17 protein-coding genes and 1 tRNA gene are annotated in these 19,036 nt (G+C 57.5%); 7 read left to right on the forward strand and 11 right to left on the reverse strand.

Annotated features, from left to right (window positions below):
- The first annotated feature begins 48 nt into the window (after positions 1-48).
- Positions 49-1,125, forward strand: a complete 1,077-nt coding sequence (gene mltC, locus HBM95_19190) for a membrane-bound lytic murein transglycosylase MltC (GenBank protein NIH45033.1) — start codon at positions 49-51, stop codon at positions 1,123-1,125.
- Positions 1,126-1,393: 268 nt separating this feature from the next.
- On the forward strand, positions 1,394-2,650 hold the full coding sequence (locus tag HBM95_19195) for a nucleoside permease (protein ID NIH45034.1): 1,257 nt from the start codon (positions 1,394-1,396) through the stop codon (positions 2,648-2,650).
- An 80-nt stretch (positions 2,651-2,730) separates the two neighbouring features.
- Here the strand turns inward: HBM95_19195 and citG are convergent, their stop codons facing one another.
- The 8 genes from citG to HBM95_19235 are packed head-to-tail and all read right to left on the reverse strand — an operon-like array spanning position 2,731 to position 10,039.
- Positions 2,731-3,534 carry a triphosphoribosyl-dephospho-CoA synthase CitG gene (gene citG, locus HBM95_19200; protein ID NIH45035.1) on the reverse strand — a complete coding sequence of 268 codons (804 nt, stop codon included), beginning with the start codon at positions 3,532-3,534 and terminating at the stop codon, positions 2,731-2,733.
- Positions 3,512-4,051: a citrate lyase holo-[acyl-carrier protein] synthase gene (citX, locus tag HBM95_19205; GenBank protein NIH45036.1), complete on the reverse strand. Its 540-nt coding sequence runs from the start codon at positions 4,049-4,051 to the stop codon at positions 3,512-3,514. Before citX ends, citG begins: the two co-directional genes overlap by 23 nt.
- A 2-nt stretch (positions 4,052-4,053) precedes the next feature.
- Positions 4,054-5,571, reverse strand: coding sequence for a citrate lyase subunit alpha (gene citF / locus HBM95_19210; GenBank protein ID NIH45037.1), 1,518 nt, complete (start codon positions 5,569-5,571; stop codon positions 4,054-4,056).
- A gap of 10 nt (positions 5,572-5,581) precedes the next feature.
- Positions 5,582-6,457: a citrate (pro-3S)-lyase subunit beta gene (gene citE, locus HBM95_19215; protein NIH45038.1), complete on the reverse strand. Its 876-nt coding sequence runs from the start codon at positions 6,455-6,457 to the stop codon at positions 5,582-5,584.
- Positions 6,454-6,747, reverse strand: coding sequence for a citrate lyase acyl carrier protein (gene citD / locus HBM95_19220; GenBank protein ID NIH45039.1), 294 nt, complete (start codon positions 6,745-6,747; stop codon positions 6,454-6,456). The genes citE and citD overlap by 4 nt, the downstream gene beginning before the upstream one ends.
- A 16-nt stretch (positions 6,748-6,763) precedes the next feature.
- On the reverse strand, positions 6,764-7,786 hold the full coding sequence (gene citC / locus HBM95_19225; protein ID NIH45040.1) for a [citrate (pro-3S)-lyase] ligase: 1,023 nt from the start codon (positions 7,784-7,786) through the stop codon (positions 6,764-6,766).
- Between the two features lie 10 nt (positions 7,787-7,796).
- The gene (locus HBM95_19230; protein ID NIH45041.1) at positions 7,797-8,660 is read right to left on the reverse strand and encodes a fumarylacetoacetate hydrolase family protein; all 864 of its coding nucleotides are present in this window, start codon (positions 8,658-8,660) and stop codon (positions 7,797-7,799) included.
- 17 nt (positions 8,661-8,677) lie between these two features.
- On the reverse strand, positions 8,678-10,039 hold the full coding sequence (locus HBM95_19235) for a 2-hydroxycarboxylate transporter family protein (GenBank protein NIH45042.1): 1,362 nt from the start codon (positions 10,037-10,039) through the stop codon (positions 8,678-8,680).
- Positions 10,040-10,384: 345 nt separating this feature from the next.
- Here HBM95_19235 and HBM95_19240 point away from each other — a divergent pair, with 345 nt between their 5' ends.
- Both HBM95_19240 and HBM95_19245 read left to right on the forward strand, forming a co-directional pair.
- Entirely contained in the window at positions 10,385-12,010 is a 1,626-nt protein-coding gene (locus HBM95_19240) for a sensor histidine kinase (protein ID NIH45043.1), read from the forward strand.
- Positions 12,000-12,692 (forward strand): response regulator, encoded by a 693-nt coding sequence (locus HBM95_19245; protein NIH45044.1) that lies wholly within the window; start codon positions 12,000-12,002, stop codon positions 12,690-12,692. Before HBM95_19240 ends, HBM95_19245 begins: the two co-directional genes overlap by 11 nt.
- Positions 12,693-12,794: 102 nt before the next feature.
- On the opposite strand, the gene HBM95_19250 is transcribed toward HBM95_19245, so the two are convergent.
- Entirely contained in the window at positions 12,795-14,930 is a 2,136-nt protein-coding gene (locus HBM95_19250; protein NIH45045.1) for an ornithine decarboxylase, read from the reverse strand.
- 181 nt (positions 14,931-15,111) lie between these two features.
- Between HBM95_19250 and HBM95_19255 the strand changes: the two genes are divergently transcribed.
- Together HBM95_19255 and HBM95_19260 are read left to right on the forward strand one after the other, a co-directional pair.
- Positions 15,112-15,825, forward strand: coding sequence for a DUF554 domain-containing protein (locus HBM95_19255; GenBank protein ID NIH45046.1), 714 nt, complete (start codon positions 15,112-15,114; stop codon positions 15,823-15,825).
- A gap of 95 nt (positions 15,826-15,920) precedes the next feature.
- Positions 15,921-15,996 (forward strand) — tRNA-Phe (locus HBM95_19260).
- Positions 15,997-16,072: 76 nt separating this feature from the next.
- On the opposite strand, the gene HBM95_19265 is transcribed toward HBM95_19260, so the two are convergent.
- Together HBM95_19265 and HBM95_19270 are read right to left on the reverse strand one after the other, a co-directional pair.
- Positions 16,073-17,857 (reverse strand): response regulator, encoded by a 1,785-nt coding sequence (locus HBM95_19265; GenBank protein NIH45047.1) that lies wholly within the window; start codon positions 17,855-17,857, stop codon positions 16,073-16,075.
- Positions 17,854-18,486 carry a response regulator transcription factor gene (locus tag HBM95_19270; GenBank protein NIH45048.1) on the reverse strand — a complete coding sequence of 211 codons (633 nt, stop codon included), beginning with the start codon at positions 18,484-18,486 and terminating at the stop codon, positions 17,854-17,856. Before HBM95_19270 ends, HBM95_19265 begins: the two co-directional genes overlap by 4 nt.
- A 175-nt stretch (positions 18,487-18,661) precedes the next feature.
- On the opposite strand from HBM95_19270, the gene HBM95_19275 reads away from it, so the two are divergent.
- Complete coding sequence (locus tag HBM95_19275) at positions 18,662-18,976, forward strand: lipoprotein (protein NIH45049.1); 315 nt, start codon at positions 18,662-18,664, stop codon at positions 18,974-18,976.
- Positions 18,977-19,036 lie beyond the last annotated feature (60 nt).

The following is a 19,036-nucleotide window of genomic DNA, read 5'->3' on the forward strand; positions in this document are numbered from 1 at the left end:
CGGGTGAACCCCGCCGTTAAAGCAAACACAACACGCACTCCCGGAATGATGAAAAAACTTTTAGCGCTAGCCCTTGTTGCGCCGTTGCTGGTCTCGTGTTCGTCCAAAAAAGGCGATGATTACAACGAAGCCTGGGTCAAGGACACCAACGGTTTTGACATTTTGATGGGGCAGTTTGCCCACAACATCGAGAATATATGGGGATTTAACGAAGTTCTTATTGCCGGACCGAAGGACTACGTTAAGTACACCGACGCCTATCTGACCCGTAGCCACATCAACTTTGATGAGGGTACGATCACCATTGAAACCATCGCAGGCACTGACCCTGCGGCACGGCTGCGTCAGGCGATCGTCAAAACCCTGTTGATGGGTGACGATCCGGGATCTATCGATCTCTACTCCGATGCCGACGACATCACCATCTCAAAAGAGCCGTTCCTGTACGGTCAGGTAGTTGACCAGACCGGACAGCCGATCCGCTGGGAAGGCCGCGCCACGAAATTTGCCGACTACCTGCTGCAGACGCGCCTGAAGAGCCGCTCTAACGGCCTGAAAATTATCTACAGCATCACCATCAACCTTGTCCCGAACCACCTCGACAAGCGTGCGCACAAGTACCTTGGCATGGTGCGTCAGGCATCGCGTAAGTACGGCGTGGATGAGTCGCTGATCCTGGCGATTATGCAGACCGAATCCTCGTTTAACCCGTACGCGGTGAGCCGTTCGGACGCGCTGGGGCTGATGCAGGTTGTGCAGCACAGCGCCGGTAAGGACGTCTTCCGCTCGCAGGGGAAATCCGGCACGCCGAGCCGCAGCTACCTGTTCGACCCGCAGAGCAACATTGATACCGGGACCGCCTACCTGGCGATGCTGAACAACGTTTACCTTGGCGGCATCGATAACCCGACGTCGCGTCGCTATGCGGTGATTACAGCCTACAACGGCGGCGCGGGCAGCGTGCTGCGCGTCTTCTCGAACGACAAAGTGCAGGCCGCAAACATCATCAACAGCATGGCACCGGGGGATGTCTACTCAACCCTCACCACTCGCCACCCGTCTGCGGAATCCCGCCGCTATCTGTATAAGGTGAATACGGCGCAGAAGAACTATCGTCGCCGCTGATCGGCACACCTTCTCCCACAGGGAGAAGGTGTTCTGTTTCCCCTCTCCCTGTGGGAGAGGGTCAGGGTGAGGGCATCAGGCCGCACCCATCCCCCACCCATACGAAAACGTTATTTGCATCACAATCCAAACTGCAAATTAATGTGGATTGCATTTTTTTGCGGGAGGTAACAAAACATATCGTTGCCAACTGATAGAATTGCATCAAATAACAACCCTGAATGTTCCAAAAACAACATATCTCCCGCTCACTTGTGAGGAAAGTAACATGAACCTTAAGCTGCAGCTTAAAATATTGTCGTTTCTGCAGTTCTGCCTGTGGGGTAGCTGGCTGACTACACTCGGCTCCTATATGTTTGTGACGCTCAAGTTCGACGGTGCGTCAATCGGTGCCGTTTACAGCTCGCTGGGTATTGCGGCTGTCTTTATGCCAACGCTGCTCGGTATCGTGGCGGATAAATGGTTAAGCGCGAAGTGGCTGTACATGCTTTGCCATCTGGTGGGTGCAGGGACGCTGTTTATGGCGGCCGAAGTGACCACGCCGGGGGCGATGTTTATGGTGATCCTGCTTAACTCGCTGGCCTATATGCCAACGCTTGGGCTTATCAACACCATCTCCTACTACCGCCTGAAATCTGCCGGCCTGGATATCGTCACCGATTTCCCGCCTATCCGCATCTGGGGCACCATCGGCTTTATCATGGCGATGTGGGGCGTGAGCTTCGCGGGCTTTGAACTGAGCCATATGCAGCTCTACATCGGTGCAGCGCTCTCCGTGCTGCTGGCGATCTTCACCCTGACGCTGCCAACCATTCCGGTTTCTAACCAGCAAAAAAACCAGAGCTGGAGCACCATGCTCGGCCTGGACGCGTTCGCGCTGTTCAAAAACAAACGCATGGCGATCTTCTTTATCTTCTCCATGCTGCTGGGCGCAGAGCTGCAAATCACCAACATGTTCGGCAACACCTTCCTGCACAGCTTCGATAACGATCCTCTGTTTGCCGGGAGCTTTATCGTCGAGCACGCGTCGGTAATGATGTCCATCTCGCAGATCTCCGAGACGCTGTTCATCCTGACCATCCCGTTCTTCCTGAGCCGCTACGGCATCAAAAACGTCATGCTGATCAGTATCGCTGCGTGGATGCTGCGCTTCGGCCTGTTCGCCTACGGCGACCCAAGCGCGTTCGGCACCGTGCTGCTGGTACTGTCGATGATCGTTTACGGATGCGCCTTCGACTTCTTCAACATCTCCGGTTCGGTGTTTGTGGAAAAAGAGGTGAAGCCTGAAATCCGCGCCAGCGCGCAGGGCATGTTCCTGATGATGACCAACGGCTTCGGCTGTATTCTGGGCGGCGTAGTGAGCGGTAAAGTGGTGGAGATGTACACCACCAACGGCATCACCGACTGGCAGCCTGTGTGGCTGATCTTCGCCGCGTACTCGCTGGTACTGTTCTTCGCGTTCATCGCGCTGTTCAAGTACAAGCACGTACGTGAACCGCACGGTGCGCAGCCGATCGCGCATTGATTGTTGTGCCCGGTGGCGGCTTCGCTTACCGGGCCTGCAAAACCAGACCGTAGGCCGGGTAAGGCGAAGCCGCCACCCGGCTATTTTATTGCAGACAACACCCACCCCACCGACAGCAAATCCGCGCTGCCGCCCGGGCTCAGATTGCGTTCAATCAATGCCTTATCCATCTTAAGCAACGCCTCGCGATCCCAGCCGTTTGCCAGCAGTTCCCGCGCATAGCCCTGAACGTAGCGCAGCCCCTCAATGCCGCCGCGCGAAACGAGGTTGCTGTCCTGATTTATCGCCATCAGGCGTAACAGCAGGCCGTGAAGCGACTGTCCGTTCCACTGCGCCAGCGCCCTACGCGCCGTTGCAAAGCCGCTTTCGGCCTCACCGCGCGCGCCGGTTAAGCCGTACTGCTGAAACTGCCGCTCTCCCGCCGTCGCCCGTCCGCTGCGCGCGGCCAGCTCCCGCGACACCAGCCCGCGGCAGATGTTACTTACCTCACAGCAGAGGCTGTCTGCCGAGATATTTTTCACACGTCCGGCGGCGAAGCAAAGTAAACCCAGGGCAAAAATCCCGCCCTTGTGGGTGTTTACTCCGTTCGTCGCAGCATACATCGCCTGCTCGCAGGCCATCCCCATCGGGCGGAGGATCCGTAGCTGCTCGCCAGCAGATTTATCCGCATGCGAGTTGCCCAGCTCGGCAAAGCGCGAAAACCACGGCGCAATCGCCGCAATGCTGCGGACGAACAGCGCGTGGTCCATATCGCGATGGGAGCCGTTATTGAGCTTGTCCACCAGCCCCGGCTTGGGCGTCAGCTCCAGCTCCTGCCACAGCGCCGCTTCGGCAAGCGCGGGCACGTCAGCCGGGCGCGGTTTAGTCGCGAGCAAACCAGTCATCTATCATCTTCTCCACGCGGGAAACCACCTGCTCAACGGGGTGATTGCGCGAACGAGAGCAGGCGTGGGCGGGCTCGTCGCAGATGAGGCAGCGCCTGAGATTTGCCCCCAGCGACTGACGCCCGACGTGGCCGTGCTGAGGACAGATCACGTCCAGATCCCACAGCCTGCCGAGCGGGTGCATCTGCTCCAGCTCCGCACAGTGCGCTTTGATTTCCGTCGCCGGATGGGCCACGCACCAGATGGCCTCAGGCCCGGTCGGGAGCCACAGCACCTGGCGGTCCAGCACCTGCCAGCGGTTCTCCCACAGCAGCTGGTCGCACATCTGCAGCGCCACGCCCATGGTATTGCGATAGCGCAGGCTGTCTTTGATTTCCCCTGGCGTGACCAGCGTGAGGGAAATCACCGGCTGTTGATAGTGCGTGAGCCAGTCAGCCTGACGGGCTGCGCGGCGCTCTTTTGCCGCCAGCAGTTCGTCCAGGCTGACACCCGTCCGCACGGGTGTCGCAATGGTCATATTCACTCCTTTACCTGTCGAACAGTGTCGATCACGCTGCCGTCGCGGTAGCGGATCACCCCGACGATTTTGTCGGTAAACTCAATCGGTTTCGGTACGCCGGTCAGGGAAATCGCCCGCTCGTAGAGCGCGCTGATGTCCACAACCTTCAGCCCGGCGTCCAGCAGCCGCTCGCGGATCTCCGGGCGCGCCGGGTTGACCGCAATACCGTGATCGGTGACCAGCACGTCGATGCTCTCACCCGGCGTGAGGCGCGTGGTGACCCGCTTCACGACCGTCGGAATGCGGCTGCGCAGCAGCGGCGCGACGACGATGGTCAGGTTCGCCGCGGCGGCCACGTCGCAGTGCCCGCCGGACGCGCCGCGCATCACGCCGTTGGAGCCGGTGATGACGTTAACGTTGAAATCGACGTCAATTTCGAGGGCGCTGAGGATCACTACGTCGAGCTGGTCGCAGCTTGCCGCCTTGCTGCCGGGGTTGGCGTAGACGTTGGTGGAGATCTCCACGTGGTTCGGGTTACGCGCCAGCGAGGCCGCCGCCTGGCCGTCAAAGCACTGTGTGTCGAGCAGCTTTTCAATGAGCCCCTTCTCGTGCAGATCCACCAGGCTGCCGGTGATGCCGCCGAGTGCAAAGCGCGCCTTCACGCCGCTGCGCTCCATCTTCTCTTCCATAAAGCGCGTGCAGGCGGTCGCCGCCGCGCCGGAGCCGGTCTGCATCGAGAAGCCCGGTTTGAAGTAGCCGGAGTGTTCAATCACGTCCGCCGCATAGCGGGCGATCATCAGCTCGCGCGGGTTGCTGGTGACGCGCGCCGCGCCGACGCTGATTTTCGCCGGGTCGCCTACGCTTTCAACCTGCACGATGTAGTCCACCTGGTCCTGCACCAGGCTGGCGGGCATATTGGGGAACGGCACCAGTTCTTCGGTGAGCAGTACCACCCTGCGGGCAAAGTGCGCGTCCACCATCGCGTAGCCCAGAGATCCGCAGCATGATTTACCGTGCGTCCCGTTGGCGTTGCCAAACTCATCGCTGCACGGGACGCCGAGAAATGCCACGTCGATATTCAGCTCGCCGTCCTGGAGCAGCTTCACGCGCCCGCCGTGGGAGTGAATCTGCACCGGCTCGTCCATCAGCCCGTGGGAGATGGCGTCCGCCAGCCTGCCGCGCATGCCTGAGGTGTAAATTCGGGTGATGACGCCGCTTTCGATATGTTCGATCAGCGCGTCGTTGCAGGTCATCAGGGAGCTTGAGGCCAGCGTCAGGTTTTTAAAGCCCATTCGCGCCAGCAGCGCCACGACGGTGTTGATCACCCGGTCGCCTTCGCGAAAAGCATGGTGGAAGGAGATGGTCATCCCGTCCTGCAGGCCGCTGCGCTTAACCGCCTCTTCAATGGAGGCGCAAAGCTTGCGGCCGTGCTTCGCGTCGCTGTCCGCCAGCCAGGGCGTAGCGCTGTGGGCGGTATCAAAGGGTTTTAAGTCCCGCAGATGGGGGTAATTCACGTGGAGAAGTTCTGTCTGATTCATTATCTCATCCTTACCGACGCACGCCGGAGGCCGTCGCGCGCTCCAGCACCACCTGCGCGTGGTTAATAATTGGTGCATCCACCATTTTGCCGTTGAGCGACACCACGCCCAGGCCGTTACGCTCGCCCTCTTCTGCCGCCTCAATCACCCTTCTGGCGTGATCCACCTCTTCCTGAGTCGGGGCATAGGCGTTGTGCAGCAGATCAATCTGGCGCGGATTAATCAGCGATTTGCCGTTAAAGCCCATCTTGCGGATCAGATCGACCTCGCGCAGGAACCCGGCCTCGTCGTTAACGTCTGACCACACCACGTCGAAGGCGTCGATGCCCGCGGCGCGGGCGGCGTGCAGCACGGCACAGCGGGCGTAGAACAGCTCGGTGCCGTCGCCTCGCTCGGTCTGCATGTCCATCACGTAGTCAAAGGCGGCCAGCGCGATGCCGATTAAGCGCGGAGAGCTACGGGCAATCGCCACGGCGTTGATGACGCCAATGGCCGATTCAATCGCCGCCATCACTCGGGTGGAGCCAACCTCGCGGCCGCACTCCCGCTCAATGCGCTCAAGATGGCCTTCCAGCTCGTAGATATCGTCCGGGGTGTCGGTTTTCGGCAGGCGGATCACGTCCACCCCCGCGCGCACGGTGGCCTCCAGATCCAGCAGGCCAAACGGCGTGCTGAGCGGGTTAATGCGCACCACGGTTTCGATATCCTGATACATCGGGTGCTGCAGGGCGTGGAACACCAGCATGCGCGCGGTGTCCTTCTCGCGCAGGGCCACGGCGTCCTCAAGGTCAAACATGATGGAGTCGGGGCGGTAGATAAAGGCGGTGGAGAGCATGGCGGCGTTGGCGCCCGGCAGGAACAGCATGCTGCGGCGGAGTTTGCTCATTTCAGCGCCCCCCAGTTGATGACCTGCTCGTCGGCAGCGCGCATCAGCGCGCTCTGCAGGCGGGCGCGGATCACGCAGTCCAGCGCCCCTTTGTCTTCAATAATGATTAATCCCTGGTGCACGTTCATGGCGCGCAACGTGTCGTTGACCACCTGGCGAATTTGCTCACCGAACTGCTTAATCACTTCACTGTGGATGACTATCTCCAGCTCGCCGTGAGCGGGAGCGATTTTCACCATCAGGTCGCTGGACTCCTGCGTTCCGGCCAGCGCCTCCCTTACAATTTTCATGATAAATTCCTGGTAGTTAAGCGACTTCCGCACTCGCACGGTAATGCGTTTCGAGATGCGCGAAGGTGGAGTCCGGGACAATCTCCCGGATCCGGGAAAACTGCTGTGTCTTCAGTAAGCGGCGCACTTCAGACGCCGAAATGGCGTTGCCGGTGGCCTTGATGCGCGGCATTTCCACCACGTCGATATGCGAGGCCAGCAGGTCGTGCAGCGTCTGGTTGTACTGGCGGGTGATATCGCAGAACGGCTCCGAGCCGATGAAGCGGTGCGTGATGCCGAGCGCCGGGGCGATGAAGTCCCGGAAGATCAGCACGTCGATCTCACTCCACGCCTGCTGCACTTTGCCGGTCTCCTTCAGGAAGTAGGCCGGGAAGGTGGCTCGGGAGATGATGTACTGCGAGCCTTCATGGACCACCACGTTCGGCAGATGCGCCACGCCCGCCCGCACCATCTCAAGACGGGCGCTAAACGGGAAGAACGAGGCGTCTTCACGCACCACGAACAGGTGCAGGGCATCGCACTGCCCCGCCGCCTGCTCCACCAGATGGCGGTGGCCGAGGGTGAACGGATTGGCGTTCATCACTATCGCGCCAATGTTCTCCCCGCACCTGCGCTTTGCGCGCAGGGAACGGCAGTAGCGTTCGATCCCCTGTGGGGTGTTCTCCATCAGCACCGCGTTGTTCCCGCTTTGGGCAATCGGCCAGAAGCCACTGCGGGCAAAGCGCTCCCGGTTGCACGGACGGGTGCAGAGGAAGAGGTGGAAATGGCCGCGCTCCAGCGCCGCATTTTCCACCTCTGCCAGCAGCCGCGCGCTGAGGTTCTCGCCGCGAAGCTGCTCGTTGACCGCCACGCATTTGATGACGTTGGCGGCAAGTCCTGCGCAACCCACCAGCTGCGCGCCAGACCAGGCTTCGACGAACAGCGTGATGTCGTTGTCCAGGCCAAGGCCGCTGTCTGCCAGCAGGTAGCGGATCTGGCTTAAGCGTTCCGGGTGTTTCGCCACAACGGTGTGGCGAAAATCGATGGGTTGACTGTTCATGCCGCCTTACTCAATGTGCCGCCGCAAGCCCAACGGCCGGCGCTTCCACGATCACGTTGCTCAGATGACCGATATGCTCGATCTCCACCTCAATGCGATCCCCCTCTTTCATAAACAGCGGCGGGTTACGCTTTTTACCCACTCCGCCCGGGGATCCGGTGATGATCACATCGCCCGGACTGAGGCGGGTAAAGGTGCTGATGTACTCGATCAGCTCCGCAACCTTGTGGATCATGCTGCTGGTGTTGTCTTCCTGCACCATGCGCCCGTTCAGCCAGGTGCGGATCGCCAGCTGATGCGGATCCGGGATTTCATCCGCCGTCGCCATCCACGGGCCAAACGCGCCGGTCTGACGCCAGTTTTTACCGGCGGTAAACCAGGTGTGCTGCCAGTCGCGGGCGGAGCCGTCCATGTAACAGCTGTAGCCCGCCACGTGGCGCAGGGCGTCGTCGCGGCTGATGTTCTCCCCGCCTTTGCCGATGATCACCGCCAGCTCGCCTTCGTAGTCGAATTCGCTGGAATGGCGCGGCTTCAGCACCGGCTCGTTGTGGCCGGTCTGTGAATCCGGGAAGCGGACAAACAGCGTCGGGGCCGGGTTATGCTGGTCAAACTCCTTGCGCTTGTCGGCGTAGTTCATGCCCACGCAGAGGATCTTTTCCGGCTGCACGATCACCGGTAAGAAGGTGATGGCGCTCAGCGGCACGTCCACCACATCGTTCAGGTAACGGGTGGCCTGCGCCAGCCCGTTGCCCTGCAGCAGCGCCTTGAGGTCGCTGTAGCGGTCGCCCAGACGGCGGCCCAAATCAATCACGCCGTCGGCCTGGACGATGCCGTAGCTGCGTTTTCCCTGGTATAAAAAGCTTGCGAGTTTCATTGTTCTTTCCTGAAAACTTAAACGAGGAAGTTGCCCAGAATCAGCAGTGAGATAGAGACGTTAATCGCCCCGCCGATACGGGTAGCAATCTGGGCGAACGGCATCAGGCTCATGCGGTTGCCTGCGGTCAGGATCGCCACGTCGCCGGTGCCGCCCTGTCCGCTCTGGCAGCAGGAGACGATGGCGACATCAATCGGGTGCATACCAATCTTTTTGCCGACGAAGAAGCCGGTCGCTACCAGTGCGGAAACGGTGCTGACAATCACCAGCAGGTTGCTGACGGTGAACGCCGCCACCAGTTCATGCCACGGGGTGATGGCCACGCCGACGGCGAAGAGGATTGGGTAGGTCACCGAGGTCTGGAAGAATTTGTACACCACCTGAGAGCCTTCCAGCAGGCGCGGAGAGGCGCCGTTGCAGAGCTTCACCAGCACCGCCATAAACAGCATGCCGACCGGGGCTGGCAGGCCAATCAGCTTGTGGCCGAGCATGCCCAGCATGTACAGCAGCACCGCCAGCAGCGCGCCGGAGGCGATGGTGGTGACGTCCGCTTTGCCGGAAAATGCAGGCTGAGAGACGGTGGCATCGGCATTCGCGCGGTTAGGCATCAGCTGGCCTTCGCCGGTCAGGTGCGGGTAGCGCTTACCGAGCTGGTTCAGGCAGCCGGAGATAATGATTGCCGTCAGACCGCCGAGCATGACCATCGGCAGCACGCGGCCGAGCGCCACGCCCTGGTCCATGTGCAGCAGGGTGGCGTAGCCGATGGAGAGCGGAATTGCCCCTTCCCCGACGCCGCCCGCCATGATCGGCAGAATGATAAAGAAGAAAATCTGGAACGGCTCAAGGCCCAGCGCCAGACCCACGCCCATCCCCACCAGCATGCCGACGATCTCGCCACACAGCATCGGGAAGAAGATGCGCAGGAAGCCCTGAATCAGCACCGTGCGGTTCATGCTCATGATGCTGCCGACGATAATGCAGCAGATGTAGAGATAGAGAATGTTGGTGGATTTGTAGAACCTGGTGGTGGACTCGACCACCACGTCTGGCAGCAGGCCGTAATAGACCAGCGCGGAAGGGATGAAAGTGGCGCAAATCGCCGCCGCACCGAGCTTGCCGACAATCGGCAGGCGTTTGCCAAACTCGCCGCAGGCAAAGCCGAAGAAGGCCAGCGTTGCCACCATCACCACGATGTCGCTCGGCAGTTTTCCGCCCAGGCAGTCGATCGCAATCAGCGCGCCCGCCAGAACGAACAGCGGCAGAGGAATAATCCCAATTTTCCAGGTATCCATAATATGCCACCAGCGCTCCTTGAGCGAAGGCCGCTGAATTTCAATCGGGTCGTGGGTAACAGAGAAGGAATCGTCAGTTGTGCTCATAATAAGCCCCTTAGTTATTTTGTCCGTTCAGCTTAGAGTCACAAAGGCTTACTTTATGTGAGGGATGGCATATTAAAAGCGAAGTTTTAATGGCAGCTATGGTTTTAATGGTTTCTTTTATTTAATGTGATTTATGCCTTATTTATTAGCGTGGTTTTTATGGTTTCTTTTCTGAATTGAACAAGCAAATAACATTTAACTTAGCGGCATGAAGTACATAAGCCTTCAGGATAAATCATTTACAGCCCCTGCTGTGCAAGGGATCACAAGTTTCCCGTAAAGCGGGCATCCGCATGAAAAAAGATGATATATTGACGATCTTTGCCGCCACCTTGCGTGATAGTTATGAAAGTCTCTTTCCAGATTAAGCTGTTTATTTCGCTGGTTGCCTTTTTCTCAGTGCTTTTTGCGCTGCTGGGCGGATATTATTATGCCGATGTAGGAAAGCAGCTTTATCAGGAAATGAGCGCGCGCGCTAAAATACAGGCAGAAGAGATTGCACTTATTCCGTCATTGCGCAATGAAGTTGAACAAAAAGATATCAACGCTATCCATGATTTTATGCAGAAAATTGCTGCCCACAGCGACGCCAGCTTTATTGTCATTGGCGATAATACGGGACGGCATCTTTTTCATTCCGTTTTTGCCGACAGGGTGGGCACGACGCTGGTTGGCGGCGACAATGAAGCCGTGCTGCAGGGGAAGAGCACGACAACCATTCGTAAAGGCGGGCTGGGCATTTCGTTGCGCAGTAAAGCCCCCATCTTCAACGACGCCGGGCAGGTGGTTGGCATTGTCTCGGTAGGCTATCTCACCAGCTACCTGGATACCATTACCGTCAGTAAAGTGGTCAATATCCTCATTGCTGCCGTGCTGCTGCTGATCGCTCTCTTTATCTTCTCCTGGTTCTTTACCCGCAGCATTAAGAAGCAGATCTTCTCCCTGGAGCCGCGCGAGATCGGTCTGCTGGTGCGCCAGCAGAAGGCGCTGATGGAATCCATCTACGAAGGCGTGATCGCTATTGATAACGAACGGCGGATAGAGGTGATCAACCAGGCGGCGCGCAAGCTGCTGGGCCTGAGCCAGCCAGCGCGCGAGCTGCGCGGGCAGCTGATAAGCCAGGTGATCGATCCGGTCCCGTTCTTCGACACGCAGACGATGCTGGCGAAAGATACCCATGACGAAATTTGCCGCTTTAACGATCTCACGGTCATTGCCAGCCGGGTACACATTATGCTTGAGGGATCGCTGCAGGGCTGGGTGATCACCTTCCGCGATCGCAACGAGATCGACTCGCTAAGCGCCCAGCTCAGCCAGGTGAAACGCTACGTCGATAACCTGCGCATCATGCGTCATGAGCAGTTAAACCGGATGACCACCCTGTCCGGCCTGCTGCATATGGGCCGCTATGAAGAGGCGATTGGCTACATTCAGGCGCAGTCGGAGCATGCTCAGGAGCTGCTGGACTTTATCTCTTCGCGCTTCAGCTCCCCCACCCTGTGCGGCCTGCTGCTGGGCAAAGCCGCCCGCGCGCGGGAGAAAGGCGTCGAGCTGAGTTTCGACCCGGCCTGTCGGCTGGACAAACCGTTCCTGCCGCTGGGGGAACAAGAGCTGATTTCGATTATTGGCAACCTGCTGGATAACGCCATCGAAGCGACGCAGCGGTCGCCGCTTCCCCATGCACCGGTGGAGGTACTGATAAAACTCAGCGAACAAGAGCTGATTATTGAAGTCGCCGACCAGGGCGTTGGCATTACACCGGCGATCCGTGACCGAATCTTTGAACGCGGCATCACCACCAAAACGCGCGGCGATCACGGGATTGGCCTGTATCTGATCGAAAGCTACGTGACGCAGGCTGGTGGCACAATAGAAGTTGCCGATAACACGCCGCACGGTGCCATTTTCTCACTGTTTATCCCGGCCATGGGAACCGCCCGGCAACTGGAAGATACCGACTATGCAACATGAACTTATCGACGTACTGATTGTTGAAGACGAGAACGAACTGGCACAGCTGCACGCGGAGCTGATAAGCAAACATCCGCGCCTGAGGCTGGTCGGGATTGCCTCGTCGCTGGCCGATGCGCAGGTTCAGCTTGAGAGTAAACAGCCGCAGTTGATGCTGCTTGATAACTATCTGCCGGACGGCAAAGGCATCACCCTTATCAGCAACCCGATGCTGGCCCGCGCCAACTGCTCGGTGATTTTCATCACCGCCGCCAGCGATATGGACACCTGCAGCCAGGCGATTCGCAACGGCGCGTTCGACTATATCCTCAAGCCGGTCTCCTGGAAGCGGCTCAGCCAGTCGCTGGAGCGGTTTGTGCAGTTTGCCGAACAGCAGCGGGTCTGGAAGATTGTCGACCAGCAAAACGTCGATTCTCTGTATCAGCTACAGGCGAAAAACTACCGTCTGGACAACGGCAGCAAAGGCATTGAGGAAAATACGCTGGCGCGGGTGCAGGCGCTGTTTAACGACAAGGCTACCCACTGCTTTTCGGTAGATGAAGTGGTGAGCGAAACGGGGTTAAGTAAAACCACCACCCGACGCTATCTGGAACACTGCGTGGAGGCGGGTTTTCTGACGGTGGAGATGCTGTACGGCAAGATTGGGCACCCGAGGAGGATGTACAAGCGTAGTGCGGTTTGATGATACCCCTCAACCCGGCCCTCTCCCCAGAGGGGAGAGGGTGAAAAGACGGCTCCGTGCCACCCCCTCTCCACTTTGGGGAGAGGGTTAGGGTGAGGGGGCCTACTTCAATACATACCCATACAGCCGCTTGATCCCGTCGGCATCCTTCTCGCTGTACACGCCCTGCAATTCCGGCGAGAAGCCCGGCAGCAGGTTGATGCCCTCCTCCAGCGCCAGGAAGTAACGCTGTACCGCTCCGCCCCAGACCTCACCCGGCACCACGCACAGTACGCCTGGCGGATAGGGCAGCGCCCCTTCAGCAGCAATGCGCCCTGCGGCATCCCGAATGCGAACCAGCTCCACCTCGCCGCGAATATAGGCCCGGTTTGCATCCTGCGGGTTCATTACCACCTCAGGCAGGCTCTCCTTGCGGAACATCGCCTTCTGCAGATCTTTCACGTCAAAGCTGACGTAGAGATCGTGCATCTCCTGGCACAGCTGGCGGAGGGTGTAATCCCGGTAGCGAACCGGGTATTTCTGGAAGATCGTCGGCAGCACGTCCGCCAGCGGCGTGTCGTCTTCAATATGCTGTTCAAACTGGCCCAGCATCGCCACCAGCTGCGCCAGCTTCTCGCTGCTTTCGGCAGGCGTCAGCAGGAACAGGATCGAGTTGAGGTCGCACTTCTCCGGCACGATGCCGTTTTCGCGCAGGTAGTGCGCCAGAATCGTCGCCGGGATCCCGAAATCAGTGTACTCCCCGGTTTCAGCATCAATGCCCGGCGTGGTCAGCAGCAGTTTGCAAGGGTCGACAAAGTACTGCTCGCGGGCATAGCCCTCAAACCCGTGCCATTTGGCCCCCGGCTCGAAGCTGAAGAAGCGAAGCTCGCTGGCGATAGCGTGAGTCGAATGATCCTGCCACGGCCGCCCCGCCACCACCGGCGGGATAAACGGTTTGATCATATGACAGTTGGCAATGATCGCCTTGCGCGCCTCAATGCCCAGCTCGACGCACTCCGCCCACAGCCTGCGTCCACTCTCCCCTTCGTGGATTTTGGCGTTCACGTCGAGCGCAGCGAACAGCGGATAAAACGGGCTGGTGGAGGCATGCAGCATAAAGGCATTGTTCAGCCGCTTGTGCGGGCAGAAGCGCGCCTGGCCGCGAATGTGGTTATCCTTTTTATGGATCTGTGACGTTTGCGAGAACCCGGCCTGCTGTTTGTGCACCGACTGGGTCACGAAAATGCCCGGATCGTTCTCGTTCAGCTCCAGCAAGAGCGGGGACGTTTCCGCCATCATCGGAATAAACTGCTCGTAACCCACCCAGGCGGAGTCAAAGAGAATGTAGTCACACAGATGGCCGATCTTGTCGATCACCTGACGAGCGTTGTAGATCGTCCCATCGTAGGTGCCAAGCTGAATGATCGCCAGGCGGAATGGACGCGCCTCGTCGGCCTTCTCCGGCGCAGCCTCGCGGATCAGGTCCCGAAGATACGCGTCATCAAAGCAGTGCTCGTCAATCCCGCCGATAAAGCCAAACGGATTGCGTGCTGCTTCCAGATAAACCGGCGTCGCGCCCGCCTGAATCAGCGCGCCGTGGTGGTTAGACTTATGGTTATTGCGGTCGAACAGCACCAGGTCGCCGCGGGTCAGCAGCGCGTTGGTCACCACCTTGTTGGCCGCCGACGTGCCGTTTAGCACAAAGTAGGTTTTGTCCGCGTTGAACACTTTCGCCGCGAACTTTTGCGCGTGCTTGGCGGAGCCTTCGTGGATCAGCAGATCGCCCAGCTTCACATCGGCGTTGCACATGTCGGCGCGAAACACGTTCTCACCGAAGAAATCATAGAACTGTCGCCCTGCCGGGTGTTTTTTGAAAAATGCCCCGTGCTGGTGGCCCGGACAGGCGAAGGTGCTGTTGCCCATCTCAACATACTGGCTCAGGGTGTCAAAAAAGGGCGGCAGCAGATCCTCTTCGTAACGGCAGGCAGCACTCTCCAGTTCCAGGAACTCCTGAGCTTTACCCGAGATGATCGCGGTGGCGCCGTCAGGTACGTCCGTTGGCTCCTGCGAAAAAATAAACACCGGTAAATGAAAGCCCGTGCGTTTCAGCAGTGCAAGAATGCCGCTGCGACTCTCAGCTGAAGTAATGACTACGGCCGCCACATCGGTAAAATCGGTGCTGTCCAGCGTCACCTTTTCACGGTGCGTAGAGACGGCGGAGACCAGCTCGCGGCTGACGGCAATTTTCATGGTTTTCATAGGCGCAGTTACCCTTACCGGGCGGTGAGACAGGGAGGAGAAAATTCGCGCAATAATGTCACCTTTTATTTTGAGGTGCAAGAAGGAATCAGTATGCACGAAACCACCCAAAGCTAAGGCCCGCGCAGCCCTGACGTGTCATAATAATGCAATATCAATGAGTAAATAACAGGAGTTAACCGTGGTTATCGGGCCATTTATTAACGCCGGAGCCGTATTGCTGGGCGGCGTACTGGGCGCAGTGTTGAGTCAGCGGCTGCCGGAGCGTATCCGCTCATCCATGCCCTCGATATTCGGCCTGGCATCCTTAGGCATCGGCATCCTTTTAGTGATCAAATGTGCCAACCTGCCCGTCATGGTGCTGGCCACCCTGCTCGGCGCGCTGATTGGCGAGTTTTGCTATCTGGAAAAAGGCATCAATAATGCGGTAGGCAAAGCCAAAAACCTGATAGCCCGACCGGGCAAGGCGAAGCACGGCACGCACGAGTCGTTTATTCAGAACTACGTCGCCATCATCATTCTGTTTTGTGCCAGCGGCACCGGGATTTTCGGTTCGATGCAGGAAGGGATGACGGGCGACCCAAGCATATTGATTGCGAAAGCGTTTCTCGATTTCTTCACCGCCACTATTTTTGCCACCACGCTCGGCATTGCCGTGGCGGCGATTTGCGTTCCTATGCTGCTGATCCAGCTGGCGCTTGCCACCTGCTCCACTTTGATTCTCCCGCTGACCACGCCAGCGATGATGGCGGACTTTACCGCCGTCGGCGGCCTGCTGCTGCTGGCAACCGGGCTGCGCATCTGCGGGATCAAGATGTTTGCGGTGGTGAATATGCTGCCCGCCCTGCTGCTCGCCATGCCGCTTTCCGCGCTTTGGACGCACTTTTTCGCTTAAGAGTACGGCGAAATGGCGAGAGATTGCGCAGTCTGTAACGAAAACAACATTTTTCGTTGACGGCAACGGGCAGATCGGGTTTAATGCGCCCCGTTGCCCGGATAGCTCAGTCGGTAGAGCAGGGGATTGAAAATCCCCGTGTCCTTGGTTCGATTCCGAGTCCGGGCACCAAATTCATATTAACGGACCTCCACGGAGGTCCGTTTTTGCATTCTAAGCCCGCCAGAATCAACACTTCTAAATTCCCTTAACGACACCCGGACCACTGCGTCAGCAGAGCATACAATTTAGCCGGCTCCAGAGGCTTACGAAGCACCAGGTACCCTTCCTGCTCCGCCGCCAGCAGAACCGGCGAGTTAAATTCGCCGCTAACCATCGCGCCGCTCATGTCCGGCAGACGTTCAAAAAGCGCTTTCAGGATGTCGAAGCCGCTTTCGCCGGATCGCAGACGCTGATCGCACAGCACGGCGAACGGCGTGAAGCCGTCGTCGATTATGGCGAACGCTTCTTCAGCGGAGGCCGCACAGCGCACGTTGATCCCCCAGATGCGCATCAGACTCTCCCAGGCAGACGTCACCAGCGGGTCGTCATCGACGACCAGGCAGGAACCGCGCAGCGGCGCATAGCGTACCGGCACGGCGGTGCTGTCATCGGCGGGCGGGATGTCCGGCGCGATCTCTTCTCCAGCATATTGAGTGAAGCGCATCCAGAAGCGTGAGCCTTTACCTTCAATAGATTGCATTCCGTACTTCACCTTCATCAGTTTGGCACAGCGGGCAACCACGGCCAGACCCAGCCCGTGTCCGGCGCTGTCGATCTTCCAGGCCAGCTCGGGGCGGTAGTAGGGAGAGAAGATTTTACCTTTCTCGTCATCGGCGATACCGACCCCCGTGTCCCACACCTCCACCAGACACTCGTCACCGCGCGGTCGAATGGCGACAAGCACGCCGCCCTGCTGCGTGTAGCGAAGGGCGTTTTGAATCAGGTTAATCAGCGATTGTCGCACCAGCAGCGGATCGCCCATCACGTAGATGCGGCGTTTGGGCCGACGGGTGGACAGCCTGAGTGCGCGGCTGTTGGCCTCTTCGCGAAACAGCGTGATCACCGAGTCGAGCAGAGCGCCGATGTCCACTCTGGAAGGTGCAGTGAGCACGTTCCCGGATTCAATCTTGCTGAGGTCGAGCAGAGAATTGAACATCAAATGCACCGAGCGAACGCTCTGCTGCAGGTCAAGCAGTTGGGGCGTCAGGCTGTCGTCGCGGTTTCGGTGGATAATCGCTTCGATCAGAAAGCCCATGGCGTGTACCGGCTGACGCAGATCGTGGCTGGCGGTCGTCAGGAACTGATTCTTATCCAGCAGCGCTTGCTCCGCTTCCTCTTTAGCCTGACGAAACTGTTCTGCCAGGCGTGAGCTTTTTTCCTCAAGCAGCGCTTGCTGAATGAAGAACGCGTGCGACGTTAACGCATGGCGGTAAATGGCGAAGCCGTAAAGCAGGTTCAGCATCAGCACAATGAACATCAGATCATCCAGCCGCCAGATAATGCCGAGGTTCAGTACCCCCCAGGAGGCGAAGAAAAAGCACGTAAAGGTGCTGATGACCGGCGTCAGATGCGTCGCATTGGCGGCGACGATGGCGGCAATACTGATATTAAGTAGCAGGAAAAAGTCAAAGTTCTGCGTCTGCGGCGTAATTAAATAGAGAGATGAAATCCCCAGCCCGTGAATAAAAGCAATCTTATTTATGCGCGGAAGCCAGCGGCGCAGGACGTCCGCTTCATCATGCTCTTTCACTTCGCGCCGGTAGCGTCGGTGCAATATTCGGATTGCCACGGCACATAGCAGGTAAATAATTATCCAGGTAATGGTTGGGGCAAGTTCATCGCCCAGCAAATTAATCCAGATGGCGAAAGGAATACCGACAAATGGCACCGCGCTGAAGCTGAACACCAGCCGCATAAAGGTGTTGTTTAGTAAACGGATCTGCGCGGGAGGAGAGATGCCATCGTTCTGTAAGCTCTGGAAAAACCTCATTCTGATGATTCCCGCTTACCATGCAGAAGCGTGATGGCTTCGACCCGACTGTTAACACCTATTTTTTTCAATATATTGCTGATGTGTTCTTTTACCGTGGGCTCAGAAATTGAAAGCTGCGCGGCGATTCGCTTATTCGGCAGGCCGCGCATAATCATATTTAACACGTCTATTTGTCGCGGCGTTAAGTTAAATTTACTTAACTTCTCACTATTCGATTCAACGGAATATTCATTTCTGTCAGGAAACCAGGTCAAATTATCTGTAAGTGCAAAAACGGCCCGTGAGAACATTTCAGGCGGTTCACTTTTCAATACGAAACCGTGCCCCCCGGCGGCGTGAACTTTCTGCCAGATGTCATTATTGTCATCCCCGCTGACCACCAGAAGCCGTACCTGTGGGTAAAGTTGTTTAACTTCTTTTAGTAATTTCAACGCTGTTCCGGACGAGAGCCAAAAATCGATTACCAGCAAACGTGGCGGGCCATTATCCCTAATTTGACGGTAGCAATCCTCCTCATTCGTCACCACGTACGCCTGCTTAAATTGGCAATGTGTAATCAGAAAATTGGCGATGCCGCTTGCTACCAATGGATGGTCATCAACGACCAACGCATAATTGTGCCCCAAAGGATCCTCCTTTTACCTTCGCATATCTGAGTGTACGGATGATTTATTATCTACCCACCCTACTTTAGGAGGGTTTTATCGATTAGGAAAGGGAAATATATTATTCGCTGATTTGGGTAATTCAAAACATAAATACAATCAGTGAAATTAACTGATTGGATATAAAGGATAATTTATGAAAAAACCACTAATCTTTTTAAGCGTTACGTTGATGCTAGCCGGTTGTTCCACGCTTAAAACCGATCAGGCTATTCCACTCCTGCAGGCGGAGACCGCTAAAATGCTGGGGCTGGGCTCATCGGATGAAATAACCGTGACCAATGTTAATGGCGCCCAGCCGGATGCACTGGGAGGACAGAAACTGTCTTATCGCGCGACGACGGAGAAAGGGCGTATTTTCGATTGCTCATCGATGATGATGCCGGGGATTTTAGGATCAGCACCGACGCTGAGCGCGCCAACCTGTACACCTGTTGTCACACATAAATAATTAACGGCAAATCAAAAGGCGTACATAAATAACGCCTTTTACATTCTCTGACATATCTGA

Source organism: Enterobacter asburiae (assembly GCA_011754535.1).
GTDB lineage: Bacteria > Pseudomonadota > Gammaproteobacteria > Enterobacterales > Enterobacteriaceae > Enterobacter > Enterobacter cloacae_N.